The following is a 17,491-nucleotide window of genomic DNA, read 5'->3' as shown; positions in this document are numbered from 1 at the left end:
TCGGCGCTCACCGGCTCACAGCTCGTGGCCGAGATCGGCCGCCAGACGCTTCACCAGGTCGTGCGCCGCGTCCGGGATCACCGTGCCGGGCGGGAACACCGCCGTGGCGCCCGCCTCGTGCAGCGCCTCGACGTCCTGCGGCGGGATGACGCCACCCACGACGATCATGATGTCGTCGCGGCCCTCGGCGGCCAGCTCCTCGCGCAGTGCCGGTACGAGGGTGAGGTGGCCGGCGGCCAGCGAGGAGACGCCGACGATGTGCACGTCCGCCTCCACGGCCTGGCGCGCGACTTCCGCCGGGGTCTGGAACAGCGGGCCGACGTCGACGTCGAAGCCCAGGTCGGCGAAGGCCGAGGCGATCACCTTCTGGCCGCGGTCGTGGCCGTCCTGGCCCATCTTCGCGACCAGGATGCGCGGCCTGCGCCCCTCGGCCTCGTCGAACGCGTCCACCAGGGCACGCGTCCGCTCGACGGACGGGGACTGGCCTGCTTCGGTGCGGTACACACCGGAGATCGTACGGATCTGGCCCGCGTGCCGCCCGTACACGCTCTCCAGTGCGTCGGAGATCTCACCGACCGTGGCCTTCGCGCGGGCCGCGTCGACCGCGAGTGCCAGCAGATTGCCCTCCAGGCCCTGGCCGGGGCCGCGCTCGGCCGCCGCGGTGAGCGCGGCCAGCGCGTCCCGGCAGGCCGCCTCGTCGCGCTCCTCGCGCAGCCGCTTCAGCTTGGCGATCTGCTGGCTGCGCACCGAGGAGTTGTCGACCTTCAGGACGTCGATCTGCTCGTCGGTCTCCACCCGGTACTTGTTGACGCCGATCACCGGCTGGCGCCCCGAGTCGATGCGGGCCTGGGTGCGCGCCGCGGCCTCCTCGACGCGCAGCTTCGGGATGCCCGCGTCGATGGCCTGCGCCATGCCGCCGGCCGCCTCGACCTCCTCGATGTGCTGCCAGGCACGGCGCGCCAGGTCGTACGTCAGCTTCTCGACGTACGCGCTGCCGCCCCACGGGTCGATCGTCCGTGTCGTCCCCGACTCCTGCTGGATGAGGAGCTGGGTGTTGCGGGCGATCCGCGCGGAGAAGTCGGTCGGCAGGGCGAGCGCCTCGTCCAGGGCGTTCGTGTGCAGGGACTGCGTGTGGCCCTGCGTCGCCGCCATCGCCTCGACACAGGTGCGCGTGACGTTGTTGAACACGTCCTGCGCGGTCAGCGACCAGCCCGACGTCTGCGAATGGGTGCGCAGCGAGAGCGACTTGGCGTTCTTCGGATCGAACTGCTTGACCAGCTTCGCCCACAGCAGGCGCGCCGCGCGGAGCTTGGCGACCTCCATGAAGAAGTTCATGCCGATCGCCCAGAAGAAGGAGAGCCGCGGCGCGAACGCGTCCACGTCCAGGCCCGCCTCCTGACCGGCCCGCAGGTACTCCACACCGTCGGCGAGCGTGTACGCCAGCTCCAGGTCGGCCGTCGCACCCGCCTCCTGGATGTGGTAGCCGGAGATCGAGATGGAGTTGTAGCGCGGCATCTTCTGCGAGGTGTAGGCGAAGATGTCGGAGATGATCCGCATCGAGGGCTTCGGCGGATAGATGTAGGTGTTGCGGACCATGAACTCTTTGAGGATGTCGTTCTGAATGGTCCCGGCCAGCTTCTCCGGTGGTACGCCCTGCTCCTCCGCCGCCACGATGTACAGCGCGAGAACGGGCAGCACGGCACCGTTCATCGTCATCGACACCGTCATCTTGTCCAGCGGAATGCCGTCGAAGAGCTGACGCATGTCGTAGATGGAGTCGATGGCCACGCCCGCCATGCCGACGTCACCGGTGACGCGCGGGTGGTCGCTGTCGTACCCGCGGTGCGTGGGCAGGTCGAAGGCGACCGAGAGCCCCTTCTGGCCCGCCGCGAGATTGCGGCGGTAGAAGGCGTTGGACTCCTCGGCGGTGGAGAACCCCGCGTACTGCCGGATCGTCCACGGCTGGTTCACGTACATCGTCGGATAGGGGCCGCGCAGATACGGCGCCACGCCCGGGTACGTCGCCAGGAAGTCGAGGCCCTCGACGTCGGCGCCCGTGTACAGCGGCTTGACCGCGATGCCCTCGGGCGTCTCCCACAGCAGGTCGGACTCGGACTTGCCGACGGACTCCTTCACGGCGGAGCGCCACTGCTCCGCCGAGCCGGCCGGGCCGCCGCCCGGACCCAGTTCGATGTCGTCGAATTCGGGGATCCGCATTACGCCACTCCCATGCGGTCGAGGGTGGAGGTGAGCACCGCGACCGCGTCGCAGCCCGCGAAGACGTACTCGTCGATGCCGGCGAACTCGCCGCGCCCCGCGAGGAACACCCGCAGCGCGCCCGCCGACTTCAGCGCCCGCGCGACCGCGTCCGCCTGCTCGGCGTACAGCGCGTCGCTGGAGCAGAGGCACGCGACCGAGGCCCCGCTCGCCGCGAACGCCTCGGCGGCCGTCTCCGCGTCCACCGACACCGGGTCGTGGACGGGCTCGACGCCGCCCGCCATGAAGAGGTTGGCGGCGAACGTCGCGCGCGCCGTGTGTGCGGCGGCGGGGCCGAGCGCGGCGATGAACACCTTGGGGCGGGCACCGGTCGCTGCGAGGTGCGCGTCCGAGCGGCCGCGCAGCTCCTCGTACGCCTCGTCGCGGCGCACCCGGGGCAGACCGCCGGACGGGGCTGCGGGAGCGGGCTCGCGCTCGACCGGGCGCTCCGTCAGCAGCGGGAACTCGCTGACGCCCGTGATCGGCTCGCGGCGCCGGGCCAGCTTCTTCTTGCGCTCGGCCCAGGTCGTGGCGATCCGGTCCCCGACCAGGCCGGAGCGCAGCGCCGCGGTCTGGCCGTCCGCGCCCTCGATCTCCTTGAAGAAGTCCCAGGCGGCGTGGGCGAGTTCGTCGGTCAGCCGCTCCACGTACCAGGAGCCGCCCGCCGGGTCGATGACGCGCGCCAGGTGCGACTCCTCCAGGAGGATCGTCGACGTGTTGCGGGCGATGCGGCGCGCGAACGCGTCCGGAAGCCCGAGCTCGTGGTCGAACGGCAGGACCGTGACGGCGTCCGCGCCGCCCACGCCCGCGCCGAGGCAGGCCACGGTGGTCCGCAGCATGTTCACCCAAGGGTCGCGGCGGGTCATCATCACCGGCGAGGTCACCGCGTGCTGCCGCTGCGCCCCGGCCGCCGGCACCCCCGACACCTCGGCGACCCGCGCCCACAGACGGCGCGCGGCACGCAGTTTGGCGATGGTGAGGAACTGGTCGGCGGTGGCCGCGAACCTGAACTCCAGCTGTGCGAAGGCCTTCTCGACGCTGAGGCCCCCGTCGTACAGGGCGCGCAGGTACTCGACACCGGTGGCGAGCGAGGCGCCGAGCTCCTGCGCGGCGGAGGCGCCCGCCTCGTGGTACGGCAGCGCGTCCACGGTCAGCGCCCGCAGGCCGGGGTAGCGCTCCCCGCACAGCTGGGCCAGTTCGGTGATCCCCTTGAACCCGGCGGCCTCTTGCCCGGTACGGGCTTCGTGCCCGAGCGGGTCGGCGCCGAGCGTGCCGCGCACGGCGTCGTCGGCGACGCCCGCCGCCTCGTACAGGCGCAGCAACTCCCGGGCGGCGGTCCCGGCCTCGCTGCCCGCGTCGAGCGCGATGGGCACCAGGTCGAGATAGACGCCGTCGAGCGCGCGCTCCAGACCGGTGACCGGGAGACCGGCGGGGCCCAGCGTCAGCCAGAGCGAGGTGACGCCGTTCTCCAGGTCGGTGAGGACCGCTTCGTTGGTGCGCGCGGGGTCGGCGCTTGCGTACCGCTGCCGGACGTCCCAGCCGCCCGGGGTGTTGCCCTCGGGAACGGAACCCCTGACGAACGGGGCGAAGCCGGGGAGACCGGCGTCGGGCGCGGCGTCGCGTGCGGTGTACAGGGGGCGGGTGGTGAGCCCGTCCTCGAGGGTGGTGGACAGCGCTTCCTCTGCAGCCGTGCCCGATACTTCCTTACCCGACTTGCGCAGCACGCCTTCCACAAGGCGGTGCCACTGGTCATGGGTCGCATCAGGGAACTCGGCGGCCAGCGAAAGCCCGTCGTCAGGCAGGACCGTCATGCCCCGATGCTAGGGCGCAACCCATGGCACGCGGTGCCACCAAAGGCTGTGACCTTGCCCTCTTCTGAACGCTCTTGATCTCGAACGAGCGGGCGGCTATTGCTCGCCACGTCCGGAGGGCACGTCCGGAGGGCATGTCGGGCGGGAATGTCAGGCGGGCACGTCCGTGGCGTGCCGGGGCGGCGCCACGGGCTCCCCGGTGACGTACTGCACGTACTCGCGGTGCAGCCGGAAGCCCGCCGTCCAGGCCAGCAGGCGGCTGGGGCGGTTCTCGCGCGCGCAGGACCAGCTCGCCGTGCGGCCGCGCGCGGTGATGTCAGCGCACAGGGCGGTGACGCAGGCGAGGGCGAGGCGCTCACGGCGGCGCTCGGGCGCGGTGAGCACGGCCACGTCCTCGTACGCCTGGCCGGCGAAGTAGCCGCAGGCCACGGCGGCGACCCGGCCGTCCCGGTCGACCGCGGCCCAGCCGTGCCCGGAGGCCGCGAGCCCCTCGGGCCCGCCCCAACTGCCGTGGATCCAGGCCGAATCGGGGGAGAGGGCGGCGAGCGCGGGCGCGTCCGCGGGCGTCAGGCGGCGGACGGTCACGCCCCGCGGCGGGCGAGGCGCCGCCACCTGCTCGCGGTGTATGTACACCATGCGTTCGGTAGGCACGAGGCGGTCGAAGGCGGCGCCGAGCACCGGCAGGAAGCGGACGGAGGCCTCGACATGGCTGTGCGCGAAGGGCGCCAGCAGGTCGGGCGCGACACTGCCGGGATCACCGCTCAGCAGTACGTGGCCCGCGCACGAGACCGCCACGGCCCGCGGGTCCAGGGCGCGGTCGGCCCACCAGCTGCCGACGCCGCTGGTCGCGACGTGCTCGGGCAGGGAGGCGGGGCCGGGGGCTCCGGGGGCGAACCAGCGGGGCACGGCGGGCAGGTGGTGCGGCGGAAGCTGGATCATCGGGGCTCCTCCGGAGTGAAACCTTCGAGTGAAACGGTGCGCCGGTCGGCCGGGGCGTGACCGGGGGCCGGCCGCCTCGGCGCCGGGTTCCCGCTCCGCCGGGCGTCCAACTGGCCCGCCCGACATCCAACTGGCCCGCACGCGCGGACTCAAGAGCGTTTCGCCGGTTTGACGCCGCCCTGATCAACGGGGCGGTCGTGCGCCAGCATCGCGTCAGAGGTGGCCGCGGATGCGTCAATGTCGCGTCATGGCGGGTCGGTTGGCACCCCGTGCCGGGCATAACGTCACCGTATGCCGCAGATTTCCGAGTGACGTCGCGGCGCCTTGCCCAGCTTCTCCGCTGTTCCCCTGGAGGTACCCATGGCCGAGCTCCCGTGCGGCGAGGACCCCGAGCCCTGTGAAACCGGCCCGGCCGGGCCGCTGTTCGTCCCCGTCCGGCCGGGACCCGCGGGCTGCGTGGCCCGGCTGTTCCGCACACCCGTCGGCGGGCGCACCGCCGTCGCCTTCACGACCGCGCACCGCCTGAGCGCCGCCCTCGGCCCCCGGCAGGCGTGGATCAGGCTCTCCGAACCGGCGCTGCGGTCCCTCGCCGAGCCGCTCGGCGCCGCCGGGATCACCGTCGACCCGCGCCTCGTCGCGCACCCCGTCGGCCCGCCGCCGACGATCACCGTCCGCCGGGCCCCGGACCTCGTGGGCGCGCTGACAGGGCGAGACGGCTGAGAAGGCCGGGACGGCTGAGAACGCCGAGACACGGCTGAGAACGCCGAGACACGGCTGAGAACGCTGGGACACGGCCGAGGACCACGAGACGAAGAGAGAAGCTGTCATGACCACACTCCGCGAACCCCCGCTCCCCGCCGCCACCGGGCTCGACGCAGAGCTGTCCGTCTGGCCCACGTCCACGACACGGCTCGCCCACGGCGACCTCGCCGTCGGCGGCGTGGCGCTCACCGACGTGGCCGAGCGCTTCGGCACCCCCACGTACCTCATCGACGAGGACGACGTACGCAGCCGCTGCCGCACCTACCGGCAGGCCTTCCCGGACGGCGAGGTCCTCTACGCCGCGAAGGCGTTCCTGTGCCGCGCCATGGCGCACTGGGTGGCGGAGGAGGGCCTCGGCCTCGACGTGTGCTCGGCCGGTGAGCTGGAGCTCGCCGTCACCACGGGGTTCCCCGCGGACCGGATCGTCCTGCACGGCAACGCGAAGAGCCCGCACGACCTGCGGGCCGCCCTCCGGCTCGGCGTGGGCCGGATCGTCATCGACAGCGCGTCGGAGATCGCCCGCCTTGCCGCGGCCGTACCGCACGGCAGCCGGCAGAAGGTGCTGGTGAGGGTGGTGCCGGGCATCGCGGCCGGCGGCCACACGAAGATCCGTACGGGCACCGACGACCAGAAGTTCGGCCTCTCCCTCACGGACGGCTCCGCGCAGCACGCCGTGGCCCGTATCCTCGGCCAGCCGACGCTGGAACTGGTGGGTCTGCACTGCCACCTGGGCTCACAGATCACCACGGAGAAGCCCTTCCTCGCCGCGGTGCGCCGCATGGTCGGACTGCTGGCCCGGATCCAGGACCAGCACGGTGTCACGCTCCCCGAGCTGGACCTCGGGGGCGGGCACGGCATCGCGTACCGCCCCGGCGAGGAGGCGCTCGACATCACCACGCTCGCACGCAAGGTGCGCGGCGAGCTGACCGCGAGCTGCGCGGCGGCGGGTCTGCCGGTGCCGCGCCTGACAGTGGAACCGGGGCGCGCCATCGCGGGCCCCGCCGGCGTCGCGCTCTACCGGGTCCTCGCGGTCAAGCACACCGGCGCGACCACCTTCGTCGCCGTCGACGGCGGGATGAGCGACAACCCGCGGCCCGCCCTCTACGGGGTGCGCTACGCGCCCCGGCTGGTCGGTCGGCGCTCCACGGCGGAGCCCGCCCCGGCGACGGTCGTCGGACGGCACTGCGAGGCGGGCGACATCCTCGCCTCCGACGTCCCGCTGCCCGGCGACATACGCCCGGGCGACCTGCTCGCCGTCCCCGTCGCCGGGGCCTACCACCTGTCGATGGCCTCCGGCTACAACCTGGTGGGCCGGCCGCCCGTGGTCGCGGTGGCCGAAGGACACGCGAGACTGCTGGTCCGCCGCGAATCCCTGGAGGACTTCCGCAGCCGCGACGTAGGGCTTTGAGCCACGAGGCCGGCGCGCAGGGTGCTCAGCGGGTGTCGGTCTCCCCGCCCGTGACGGCGAGGACCTCGCCGACGGTGAAACTGGAGTCGGCCTCGGACGCGAAGTACACGTACGCGGGCGCGAGCTCCTCCGGCTGGGCCGGGCGGCCGAGCGGGGTCTCGTCGCCCAGGTGGACGAGTCCTTCCCGGGGCATGTGCGGGTCGGAGTTGTTCAGGACGGTCCACGTGGGGCCGGGCGCGACGACGTTGGCGCGGATGCCCCTGCGCGCCAGGTGGGAGGCGATCGACTTGATGAAGGTGATCAGTGCGGCCTTCGAGGCCGCGTAGTCGATCATGGTGTCGCTGCCCTTGAGGGCCTCCTCGGTCGCCGTCGCGATGATGGCGTCGCCCTGGCCGAGGTGCGGAAGGGCGGCCATGACCAGGTGGAAGCACGCGTAGACGTTGGTCTTGAACGTGCGGTCCCAGTCGTCGGCGGTCAGCTGCTCCAGCTCGAGCTTGCTGTTCAGGTACGCCGCGTTGCTCACGAGGATGTTGAGCTTGCCGAACTCGGCCACGGTACGGGCGACCACGTCGCGGCAGAACTCCGCATCGCGCAGGTCTCCCGGCAGGAGCAGACAGGCCCGCCCCTCGGCCTCCACGGCGCGCCGGGTCTCCTCGGCGTCGCGGTGCTCCTCGGGCAGATGGACGATGGCGACGTCCGCGCCCTCGCGGGCGTACAGCACGGCGACGGCCCGGCCGATGCCCGAGTCGCCGCCGGTGATGAGCGCGGCCTTCCCGGTCAGCTTGCCCGCCGCCTTGTACCGCGGAGCCCGGTAGCGGGGCGCCGGCGTCATCTCGGCTTCCAGGCCCGGCGGGTCCTGCTTGTGCGCGGGAAACTCGGGGGTCGGCTCGCTCGCTCCCTGCGATTGCCGGGGAGCGTCGGCGCCCGGATTGGTCTGCTGATCCCGCATGGGGAGGCCTCCTTTCACGATCTTGGCCGTACGCCGGGTGCCCCTCCGCACCGCGGCCGAAACGGGGCGAAGCACCCGGTTCGCCGGGCCCGGCCACGCCGTCTTCGCGAAGCTGGCCCCCTTTCGCCCTGATTCGCGGAGGCGGCACCGGGGAACCCGTGAGCAGTGATCGACAGGGCCCGCGCCCTATTCATCCAGGAGGACTCCATGCTGGACAACACGCTGCCGCTGCTCAGCCAGGGCTACGCGTGGCTCCCCGACCTGAGCCGCCGCCGCGGCCCGGGCGCCGTCCGTACCCGTCTGCTGGGCAAGCCGGCCATCGCGTTGCGCGGTCCGGCGGCCGTCGGATTCTTCTACGACGAGGACCACGTACGCCGCCGGACGGCGCTGCCCGAACCCGTGCTTGCCACGCTCTTCGGCAAGGGCGCGGTGCACACCCTCGACGGGGCGGAGCACCGGCAGCGCAAAGCCCTCTTCGTGACGGTCCTCAAGGACACCGAGGGCGTCGCCGGACTGGCGCGGCATGTCGCCGAGGAGTGGGAGCGGTCCTGCAAGGAGTGGGCCGACCGTCCCCAGGTGACGCTGTTCGACGAGGTGAGCGTCCTGATCACGCGTGCCGTGTGCGCGTGGGCGGGCGTCCCCGTCCCTGAGCACCCCGACGACGAGGCGCGGCGGACCGCACAGGACCTGGTGGCCATGGTCGACGGATTCGCCACCGCGGGGCCGCGGCACTGGAAGGCCCGGCGTGCCCGGCAGCGTCAGGAGGCGCGCCTCGCCCGGCTGATCGAGGATCTCCGGTCGACCGGGGGAGAGGCCTCGGACGGGACCGGCGAACCGCCCTCCGTGGTGGCGGCCGTGGCGTTCCACCGCGACGCCGACGGCGAGCTGCTCGACCCGCGTACGGCCGCCGTCGAGCTCCTGAACATCCTCCGGCCGACCGTCGCCGTCACCTGGTTCACCGTGTTCGGGGCGCACGCCCTGCACCGGCATCCGGCGCTCCGGAAGCGACTGGCCGCGCAGGACGAGGGCTACGCGCGCGCGTTCGCCCATGAGGTGCGGCGCTTCTACCCGTTCGCGCCGTTCGTCGCCGGCCTCGCCCCCGCCGACATCGAATGGCACGGCGAGCCCATCGCCGAGGGCTCCATGGTCCTGCTCGACCTCTACGGGCAGAACCACGACCCGGAGCTGTGGGACGCCCCGTACACGTTTGACCCCGAGCGATTCGACGGCCGCGAACCCGGCCGTGACGAACTGGTCCCCCAGGGCGGCGGCGAGGCGTCCCAGGGACACCGCTGCCCGGGCGAGGACGTCACCCTCGCGGTGCTCAGCACCCTGCTCCCGCGCCTCGCGCGGCTCGACTACGACGTCCCCGAGCAGGACCTGCGCATCCCCCTGAACCGCGTGCCGACCAGGCCCCGCAGCGGCTTCGTGATCACCCGAGTGAACGAGCGAGAAGAACGAGAGAAGAGTGTGCAGCGATGACCAGAGCCGCGCTGTTCGATGTCGACGGAACACTGACGGACACCAACCACCTGCACGTCATCACCTGGTGGGAGGCGTTCCGCCAAGCGGGGCAGCAGGTCGCGATGCACGACATCCACCGGGCCGTCGGCCTCGGCTCGACCGATCTCATCGCCCACCTGCTCGGTGAGGACCGCGACAGCAGCCGCGACCAGGAGATCAGCGACGCCCACAGCACCCTGTACGCCACGTACTTCGACCGGCTGCCCGCGCTGGAGGGAGCGAGCGACCTGCTGCACGCCCTGCACGACCGCGGCCGGCGCATCGTCCTCGCGACCTCGGCGGGCGGCTCGGAGCTGTCGGCGCTGCGCCGCGCCATCGACGCCGACGACGTCATCGTCGGCATCGCGAGCGCGGACGACGTGTCCTCGGGCAAACCGGCTCCCGACCCCGTCCACCACGCCCTGGAGATCGCCGAATGCGCTCCGGAGGACGCGCTGTTCGTGGGCGACACGGTGTGGGACATGCGGGCCGCCTCCCGCGCGGGCGTACGGAGCTTCGCGCTGCTCTCGGGCGGCATTCCCCGCGGCGACCTGGAGGAGGCCGGCGCCTCGGCCGTGTACGCGAATCCCGCCGAGATGCTGAGCCGTCTGGACAGTGAGGTCCTCGCCGGCACCTAGCCGGAGCGTCGGCGCTCAGCCGGAGACCGACCGGCCGCACCCCAATGCGGCCGGTCGGCGACGCGGGCGCCCGACGGCCGTTCCCGGCGCTGCGCACCCCGCGTCGCGTGTGCCCCACACGTACAGAGGTATGCGTCCCGATCTCCTTGCGCACACGGCTGTTTGGCCCCCAGAACGCAGGGCAGGCGAACGTCGTGCTTCGGACCGGAGGCGCGTTCGCGGGAGCGGTGTGTTCTCTCCCGGTGGATGCCTGTCACCGGGGCGCCCCGTTTCTCGCGGCTACTTGTTGACGGCACCGTTGAGGAGCGATTCTGATGCCTACCGACCTCACTGCATACTCCGCCCGCCGCCGCACGGCGGGCCGGCACCCCCACAACGACGCGCCGGACACCGCGGCGGAGTTCGACCGGCTCGCGACCCTCGAGGACGGCCCCGAGCGGGAGCTCCTGTGCGAGCGGATCGTCGAGGCGTGGCTGCCCATGGCACACCGTCTTGCCGCCCGTTACCGCAACAAGGGCGAGAGCATCGAGGACCTGCGCCAGGTCGCCGCGATGGGCCTGGTCAAGGCCGTCAACCGGTACGAGCCCGGCCGCGGCGCCTTCGAGAGTTACGCCGTGCCGACCATCACCGGTGAGCTGCGCAGGCACTTCCGCGACCGCATGTGGGACGTGCGGGTGCCCCGCCGCGTCCAGGACCTGCGCAACAAGGTCCGTGCCGCCCGCCGTGAGCTCATCGACCAGCCGGGCCGCGGTCCCGAGCCCGGCATCGCCGACATCGCCGCGCACGCGGGGCTGACCGAGGACGAGGTGCGGGACGGCATGCAGGCGATGGAGGGCTACAGCGCCCTGTCGCTGGACGCCGAGATCTCCTCCGCGGACCCCGACGGGTTCAGCCTCGCCGACACGCTCGGGGCGCCCGACACCGCGTACGACATCATCACCGACCGGGAGGCGGCCAAGCAGGGGCTGCGGAAGCTGCCGGAGCGCGAGCGGACCATCCTGTACCTGCGCTTCTTCGAGGACATGACGCAGAGCCGGATCGCGGAGAAGCTCGGGATCTCCCAGATGCACGTCTCGCGCCTGATCAGCCGCAGCTGCGACCGGGTGCGCGCCGAGGCCGGGTACGCGGATGCCCGCACCGTCGGCCGCGCCGCCTGACCGCGGCCGGGCCGCGACGCGCAGCGGCCCGCCCACCGATCCGGTGGACGGGCCGCTGCGGGGTCGTGGCTAGAGGATCGCGCCCGGCGTGTAGGCCGCGGCCTCCGGGTGCTCCTTCAGCAGAGCCTCGATCCGCGCGACGACCGTGGCGACCTGGTCGCTCGCGGCGCCGGTGAAGGACAGCTTGTCGGCCATCAGCTCGTCCAACTGTGCGCGGTCCAGCGGGATCCGGGCGTCCGCGGCGAGCTTGTCGAGGAGTTCGTTGCGCTCGGCGCCCTGCTCGCGCATGGCCAGCGCGGAGGCGACGGCGTTCTCCTTGATGGCCTCGTGGGCCTCCTCGCGGCCGACGCCCGCGCGCACCGAGGCCATCAGGACCTTGGTGGTGGCGAGGAAGGGCAGGTAGCGGTCCAGCTCGCGGGCCACGACCGCCGGGAAGGCGCCGAACTCGTCGAGCACGGTGAGGAAGGTCTCCAGGAGGCCGTCGAGCGCGAAGAACGCGTCGGGCAGGGCGACCCGGCGTACGACGGAGCAGGAGACGTCGCCCTCGTTCCACTGGTCGCCCGCCAGCTCGCCGGTCATCGACGCGTAGCCGCGCAGGATGACGGTGAGGCCGTTGACGCGCTCGCAGGAGCGGGTGTTCATCTTGTGCGGCATCGCCGACGAGCCGACCTGACCGGGCTTGAAGCCCTCGGTCACCAGCTCGTGGCCCGCCATCAGACGGATCGTCTTGGCGATGGAGGACGGCGCCGCGGCGACCTGCACGAGCGCGGTCACGACGTCGTAGTCGAGGGAGCGCGGGTAGACCTGGCCGACCGAGGTGAAGGCCGTTTCGAACCCGAGGTGCGAGGCGATGCGCTGCTCCAGGTCGGCCAGCTTCCCGGCGTCGCCGCCGAGCAGGTCGAGCATGTCCTGGGCGGTGCCGACCGGGCCCTTGATGCCGCGCAACGGGTAGCGGTCGACCAGCTCGTCCAGGCGGCGGTACGCGACGAGGAGCTCGTCGGCGCCGGTCGCGAAGCGCTTGCCCAGCGTCGTCGCCTGCGCGGCGACGTTGTGGGAGCGGCCGGCCATGACCAGCTCGGCGTACTCGCCGGCGAGCTTGCCGAGCCGGGCGAGGACCGCGACGGTACGGGAGCGGATCAGCTCCAGGGAGAGCCGGATCTGCAGCTGCTCCACGTTCTCGGTGAGGTCGCGCGAGGTCATGCCCTTGTGGACGTGCTCGTGCCCGGCGAGGGCGTTGAACTCCTCGATGCGGGCCTTCACGTCGTGGCGCGTGACCTTCTCGCGCTCGGCGATCGAGGCCAGGTCGACCTGGTCGAGCACGCGCTCGTAGTCGGCGATGGCGGCGTCCGGAACCTCGATGCCGAGATCCTTCTGCGCGCGCAGCACGGCGAGCCAGAGCTGACGCTCGAGCTTCACCTTCTGCTCGGGCGACCAGAGGGTGGCGAGCTCGGCGGAGGCATAACGTCCGGCGAGGACGTTCGGGATACGGGGCTTTGCAGGCGCGGCAGTCACGTGTACGGAGTTTACCGGGCGTCCATACAGGCTCCGAACCATCCACCTGATGTAGGAACGTACAGGTCAGAGGGGCTCGGGCGGGCCCGCGGCAGCAGGCCGGCGGTGGGCGTGCGAGAGGGCGGAGGGACGTACCATGCGGGGGCATGAAGATCGCGAGCGTAAATGCCGGGCCCGCCAAGGCAGTTGACTACACCGATGCCCCGTCCGGCACCACGGGGATCGACAAGCGGCCGGTCGAAGGGCCGGTCCGGGTCGCACGTCCCGGGGCCCCGGGTGTCGGGGCGAGCGGGCTCTCCGGCGATTCGGTGTGCGATCTCCGTTTCCATGGCGGCGACGACCGGGCTGTCTACGCTTTCGCGCGCGAGGACCTGGACGGCTGGGAGCGGGAGCTGGGCCGCAGGCTCGCCAATGGGTCCTTCGGCGAGAACCTCACCACCCTCGGCATCGATCTGCGGGACGCCCTGGTCGGTGAACGGTGGCGGCTCGGCCGGGAGGTCGTGCTGGAGGTGACCGGCGGCCGTCTTCCGTGCCGCACCTTCGCCGGCTGGCTCGGGGAGCGCCGCTGGGTCCGGCGTTTCACGCAGGCCGCGTCCCCCGGGGTGATGCTGCGCGTGATCGAGCCCGGCGAGATCCGGGGCGGCGATGCGATCGAGGTGATGTGCCGTCCCGGTCACGACGTCACCGTCTCCCGGCTCTTCCGCGCCCTGACGGTGGAGCGTGCGGCACTTCCCGGTGTGCTGGTGGCCGCCGAGTGGATGGAGCGTGAGCAGTTGGAGATCGCTCGCGGGTACGCGGCGAAATACGGGGTGTAGAGGAGCGGGAGAACGGTCCATTCTCGGACTCATTTCCGGCCATGCGTGGTCGATCCACCTAGGTGACATCCAGGTGGCACCCGGCCGGATTACGGAATTCACCGCCAAGGGTCCAGGTAATCGATAACCATCTTCATTGCAGCCTTTGAAATCGCGTGATTGATGCGCTTCACTTCCCTTGTCCGTGGATCCGCACAGCGATGCGATGGGAATTCGATGAAACAGGGGCGTCAGCATGCCGGCGGTACGGAAATGGACCGGAGCGGTACCGATCGTGAACACGCTCATGCGCACGGCCATGCTCACGCGCACGACCACGGCCATGGACACGCGGGGCACAGCCATGCGGTGGCCGAGGACGCCGACCGCCGGTGGTTATCCCTCGCGCTCGCTCTGATCGTCGCCTACATGGCGGTGGAAGTCGTCGTCGCGTTCGCCGCGCAGTCGATGGCCCTGCTGGCGGACGCGGCGCACATGCTCTCGGACGCGGGAGCGATCGCATTGGCCCTGTGGGCGATGAAGCTCGCGAACCGGCCGGTGCGCGGACGCTTCACCTATGGCTTCAAGCGCGCGGAGATCCTCTCGGCCCAGGCGAACGGGCTCACCCTGCTGCTCCTGTCGGCCTGGCTGACGTACGAGAACATCGAGCGGCTCCTTGACCCGCCGGAGGTGGGCGGCAGCCTGGTGCTGGTGACCGCGCTCGCGGGCGTGGCGGTGAACATCGCCGCGGCGTGGTGCATGTCCAAGGCCAACCGGTCCTCGCTCAATGTCGAGGGCGCCTTCCAGCACATCATCACCGACCTCTACGGCTTCATCGCGACGGCGGTGTCCGGTGCCGTCGTGATGACGACCGGCTTCGCCAGGGCCGACTCCATCGCCTCCATGATCGTGGTCGTGCTCATGGTCCGGTCCGGCGTCTCACTGGTCCGGGCCTCGGGAAGGATCTTCCTGGAGGCCGCGCCCGTCGACCTGGACCCCAGTGACGTGGGCAGCGGGATGGTGAGCCACGACGGCGTGGTGGAGGTCCACGACCTGCACATCTGGGAGCTCACCTCCGGCCAGCCGGTGCTCTCGGCCCATGTGCTGGTGGAGGCCGACGGCGACTGCCACGCGGTGCGCAAGAGCATCCAGGCCACGTTGCGTGCGGACCACGGCATCACGCACGCCACGTTGGAGGTGGACCACGCTCCCGAGCGGCTCGCCGAGGCCGGCGCGGCCGAGGCAGGGCAGCACTGCGAGGAGCCGCACGGCACGGTCCTGCGCAAGGAGTCCCCGGTTCACTGACCCCTCGGCCGGACCGCCCTGGCATCCCCCGACGGGGCGGTCCACCTCGTGGTCCCCTGGTCCGTGTCCGCACGGTTCAGGGGGCCACAGGCTTCTCGTCGAGCGGCGCCTCGGTCCTCCGACGCGTGGGCCTGCCCGATCCCCAGCGCCGGGTCAGCGGCCGTTCCACCAGGGCGTTCACCGCCCACGCAGCCAGCAGGGAGAGACCGAGGATGAGCACGACGGACCCGGCCCTGACACCGTCGGAGGCGGTGTGCTCCTCGTCGATCAGACGGTAGACGTGCGTCAGCACGAGCATGTGGACCATGTAGAAGGCGAACGAGACATCCCCCAGCCACACCATCGGACGGCACCGCACCGGTGAGCGCGAACCCCGGATGTCGGCCCCCGCGCCGGCCAGCACGAGCAGCGCCATCGGGACGACGAGGACCGCGGATATCGCGTACAGGAACGGCACCTGGAGCGCGAGGGGGTAGCCGACGGCCAGCGCGGGCAGTGCGTGCCGGAAGCGCACCGTCACCCGCGTGCCCTCCAGGACCGCGCGGGCGATGAGGATGCCGAGCACGAACTCCAGCAACCGGGTGAGGGGGAAGGCGTAGACGAACCAGTACTGGTGCAGTGTCACCGGGAAGGCGAAGAACTTCGGTTCGGAGGCGAACGCGACGGTGGCCACCAGGGGCATGGCGATCACCGAAAGGGCCGCGGCGGCGGCGCAGGCCCACAGCCTGCGGGCGGGTATACGGCGGACGAGATGGATGAGCGGCGGGAAGGCCAGGTAGAAGAACGCCTCGCAGGAAAGCGACCAGGAGACTCCGTTGACGCTGTCGTAGACGTCGAACACGGGGGACCAGGACTGCACGAGGAACAGGTTGGGGACGGCCTGCCGGGCGGCGACCTGGCCACCCGTCCAGTTGATCATGACGAGCGCGGCGAACCAGGTCACCGCGTGCACCGGATAGATCTTCGCCGCGCGCCGCCGCCAGAAGGAGACCGCCCTGTCGCCGGGCCGCGCCGACCAGGCCAGGACGAATCCGCTGAGCAGAAAGAAGAATCCGACCCCGGAACGCGCGGTGATCAGCGCGACCATGGCCGGGGTGTTGCCCTGCCACACGCCGTCGAACCAGATCGCCAGATAGGCGTGCGAGGCGAAGACGGCGAACGCGGCGACGAAGCGAAGGCCGGTCAGCGAGGGCAGTCTCGCGGCGGAGGGAAGGGGCGGCACGGCCGTTGCCACGGCGTCTCCTGACATGTTCGAAGCGTCAAAAACGCGCCGAACGTATCAACGGACATGGCCTGATGTATGCCACCCCGGGATGGCATCGTGCCGTCCAACTCCGGTTGCACGACGGGGTTTCCGAGCGGGCGGCGCCCGACTGCTCGGGGGCTCCTCAGGCGCTCCTCAGGCGCCCGCGAGGCGCAGCAGCGACGCCTCCTCGACGGGCGTCAGACCCGCCACCGGGGGCGTGCCCGCGCCGCGTCCGAGGCGGTCGCGCAGCACCGCCCGTGCCGTCTCGGCGACCGGCCGGGCCCGCAGTCCCGCCTCGAAGGACGACGTGACGTCCCGGGCGAGCGCGCCGTGCAGCTCACGAGGCGGCCACAGGGGCATCGAGGGCCGGCCCGTCCACTCCCGCACTCCGGCGCCCCGCAGTATGTCCTCGGGCACCGGCACGAGCTCCAGGCTGCCGTGCCCCACGGCGTCGGCGACCTCGTGGAGCAGCGCGTCCAGGGTCACCGGGGGACCGGCCGCGTCGTACACCCCGGACGCACGCGCCGCCGCCTGCTCGACGATCCAGGCGGCCAGGTCCCGCGCGTCGACGCATTGCGCGGGCAGCGCCAGGCCGTCGGCGCCGGCCGCGGGCGGCACGGCGGTGGCCCGGCCGCGCGCCATTCGCAGGGGCCAGTAGCCGAAGGGGCCGATGTCGTCACCGGGGCCCACGATCAGACCGGGGCGGACCACGAAGGCCGCGTCGCCCGTGGCCTCGCGAATGGCCTGCTCGCAGGCGAGCTTCACCCCTCCGTACGTCGCCTGGGAGGGCTCCGGGTCGTGGGCGGGGTCATAGCTTGCGGCGTCGGGCAGGGCGGGGCGCAGCCGTGCGGTGCGGGCCGTCTGGCCGCGGGTGTAGGTGTCGGCGTACACGCTGATCGAGGAGATGAACGTCCAGTGGCCGGCGCTCACGTCGCGCAGGGCCCGCTGGACCCAGGGCAGGGAGAGCGTCGCGGTCTCGACGACCGCGTCGAAGCGGGTGCCGCGCAGCGGAGCGAGACCCTCCGGTGCGTTCCGGTCGGCGCGCAGGAGCCGCGCCCCCTCGGGCGGCGGCGTGCCGCCGGTGCCGCGGGCGACGCAGGTGACGTCGTGGCCGCGGGCGACGGCTTCCGCGGCGACGGCGCCGGAGACGAAGCCGGTGCCGCCGAGGACCAGCAGGCGCAGCGGAGCGGCGGTGGAGTCGGTGGGCATCG

General features: G+C 72.1%; 14 protein-coding genes. 7 read left to right on the top strand and 7 right to left on the bottom strand.

The window, feature by feature from the left end; translation table 11 throughout:
• Positions 1 to 15: 15 nt before the first annotated feature.
• The 3 genes from scpA to ACI2L3_RS13710 form a co-directional block, all read right to left on the bottom strand.
• Positions 16 to 2,217, bottom strand: coding sequence for a methylmalonyl-CoA mutase (gene scpA, locus ACI2L3_RS13720; protein WP_404752557.1), 2,202 nt, complete (start codon positions 2,215 to 2,217; stop codon positions 16 to 18).
• Positions 2,217 to 4,067, bottom strand: a complete 1,851-nt coding sequence (gene mutA, locus ACI2L3_RS13715; protein ID WP_404752556.1) for a methylmalonyl-CoA mutase small subunit — start codon at positions 4,065 to 4,067, stop codon at positions 2,217 to 2,219. Before mutA ends, scpA begins: the two co-directional genes overlap by 1 nt.
• A 150-nt stretch (positions 4,068 to 4,217) precedes the next feature.
• Positions 4,218 to 5,006 (bottom strand): GNAT family N-acetyltransferase, encoded by a 789-nt coding sequence (locus tag ACI2L3_RS13710; RefSeq protein WP_404752555.1) that lies wholly within the window; start codon positions 5,004 to 5,006, stop codon positions 4,218 to 4,220.
• Between the two features lie 360 nt (positions 5,007 to 5,366).
• Between ACI2L3_RS13710 and ACI2L3_RS13705 the strand changes: the two genes are divergently transcribed.
• Together ACI2L3_RS13705 and lysA are read left to right on the top strand one after the other, a co-directional pair.
• Positions 5,367 to 5,726, top strand: coding sequence for an SAV_915 family protein (locus tag ACI2L3_RS13705; RefSeq protein WP_404752554.1), 360 nt, complete (start codon positions 5,367 to 5,369; stop codon positions 5,724 to 5,726).
• A gap of 106 nt (positions 5,727 to 5,832) precedes the next feature.
• Entirely contained in the window at positions 5,833 to 7,176 is a 1,344-nt protein-coding gene (lysA, locus tag ACI2L3_RS13700; RefSeq protein WP_404752553.1) for a diaminopimelate decarboxylase, read from the top strand.
• Between the two features lie 25 nt (positions 7,177 to 7,201).
• Here lysA and ACI2L3_RS13695 read toward each other — a convergent pair whose 3' ends face one another.
• A complete protein-coding gene (locus ACI2L3_RS13695) occupies positions 7,202 to 8,125 on the bottom strand; it encodes an SDR family oxidoreductase (protein ID WP_404752552.1) in 924 nt (307 codons plus the stop codon).
• A 207-nt stretch (positions 8,126 to 8,332) separates the two neighbouring features.
• On the opposite strand from ACI2L3_RS13695, the gene ACI2L3_RS13690 reads away from it, so the two are divergent.
• From ACI2L3_RS13690 to ACI2L3_RS13680, 3 genes are all read left to right on the top strand, one after another.
• The gene (locus ACI2L3_RS13690; RefSeq protein WP_404752551.1) at positions 8,333 to 9,607 is read left to right on the top strand and encodes a cytochrome P450; all 1,275 of its coding nucleotides are present in this window, start codon (positions 8,333 to 8,335) and stop codon (positions 9,605 to 9,607) included.
• The gene (locus ACI2L3_RS13685) at positions 9,604 to 10,266 is read left to right on the top strand and encodes an HAD family hydrolase (protein ID WP_404752550.1); all 663 of its coding nucleotides are present in this window, start codon (positions 9,604 to 9,606) and stop codon (positions 10,264 to 10,266) included. Before ACI2L3_RS13690 ends, ACI2L3_RS13685 begins: the two co-directional genes overlap by 4 nt.
• Before the next feature lie 314 nt (positions 10,267 to 10,580).
• A complete protein-coding gene (locus tag ACI2L3_RS13680) occupies positions 10,581 to 11,423 on the top strand; it encodes a SigB/SigF/SigG family RNA polymerase sigma factor (RefSeq protein ID WP_404752549.1) in 843 nt (280 codons plus the stop codon).
• 69 nt (positions 11,424 to 11,492) lie between these two features.
• Here ACI2L3_RS13680 and purB read toward each other — a convergent pair whose 3' ends face one another.
• Positions 11,493 to 12,935 carry an adenylosuccinate lyase gene (gene purB / locus ACI2L3_RS13675; RefSeq protein WP_404752548.1) on the bottom strand — a complete coding sequence of 481 codons (1,443 nt, stop codon included), beginning with the start codon at positions 12,933 to 12,935 and terminating at the stop codon, positions 11,493 to 11,495.
• Positions 12,936 to 13,081: 146 nt separating this feature from the next.
• Between purB and ACI2L3_RS13670 the strand changes: the two genes are divergently transcribed.
• Together ACI2L3_RS13670 and ACI2L3_RS13665 are read left to right on the top strand one after the other, a co-directional pair.
• Complete coding sequence (locus ACI2L3_RS13670; protein WP_404752547.1) at positions 13,082 to 13,750, top strand: MOSC domain-containing protein; 669 nt, start codon at positions 13,082 to 13,084, stop codon at positions 13,748 to 13,750.
• Between the two features lie 348 nt (positions 13,751 to 14,098).
• Positions 14,099 to 15,034, top strand: coding sequence for a cation diffusion facilitator family transporter (locus tag ACI2L3_RS13665; protein WP_404752546.1), 936 nt, complete (start codon positions 14,099 to 14,101; stop codon positions 15,032 to 15,034).
• A 76-nt stretch (positions 15,035 to 15,110) separates the two neighbouring features.
• Here the strand turns inward: ACI2L3_RS13665 and ACI2L3_RS13660 are convergent, their stop codons facing one another.
• Both ACI2L3_RS13660 and ACI2L3_RS13655 read right to left on the bottom strand, forming a co-directional pair.
• Positions 15,111 to 16,283 carry an acyltransferase family protein gene (locus ACI2L3_RS13660; protein ID WP_404752545.1) on the bottom strand — a complete coding sequence of 391 codons (1,173 nt, stop codon included), beginning with the start codon at positions 16,281 to 16,283 and terminating at the stop codon, positions 15,111 to 15,113.
• A 150-nt stretch (positions 16,284 to 16,433) separates the two neighbouring features.
• Positions 16,434 to 17,489 carry an NAD-dependent epimerase/dehydratase family protein gene (locus tag ACI2L3_RS13655; protein ID WP_404752544.1) on the bottom strand — a complete coding sequence of 352 codons (1,056 nt, stop codon included), beginning with the start codon at positions 17,487 to 17,489 and terminating at the stop codon, positions 16,434 to 16,436.
• Positions 17,490 to 17,491: the final 2 nt, after the last annotated feature.

Source organism: Streptomyces sp. NPDC029674, assembly GCF_044903205.1.
Lineage (GTDB): Bacteria > Actinomycetota > Actinomycetes > Streptomycetales > Streptomycetaceae > Streptomyces.
This window is presented reverse-complemented; position numbering and strand designations above follow the sequence as displayed.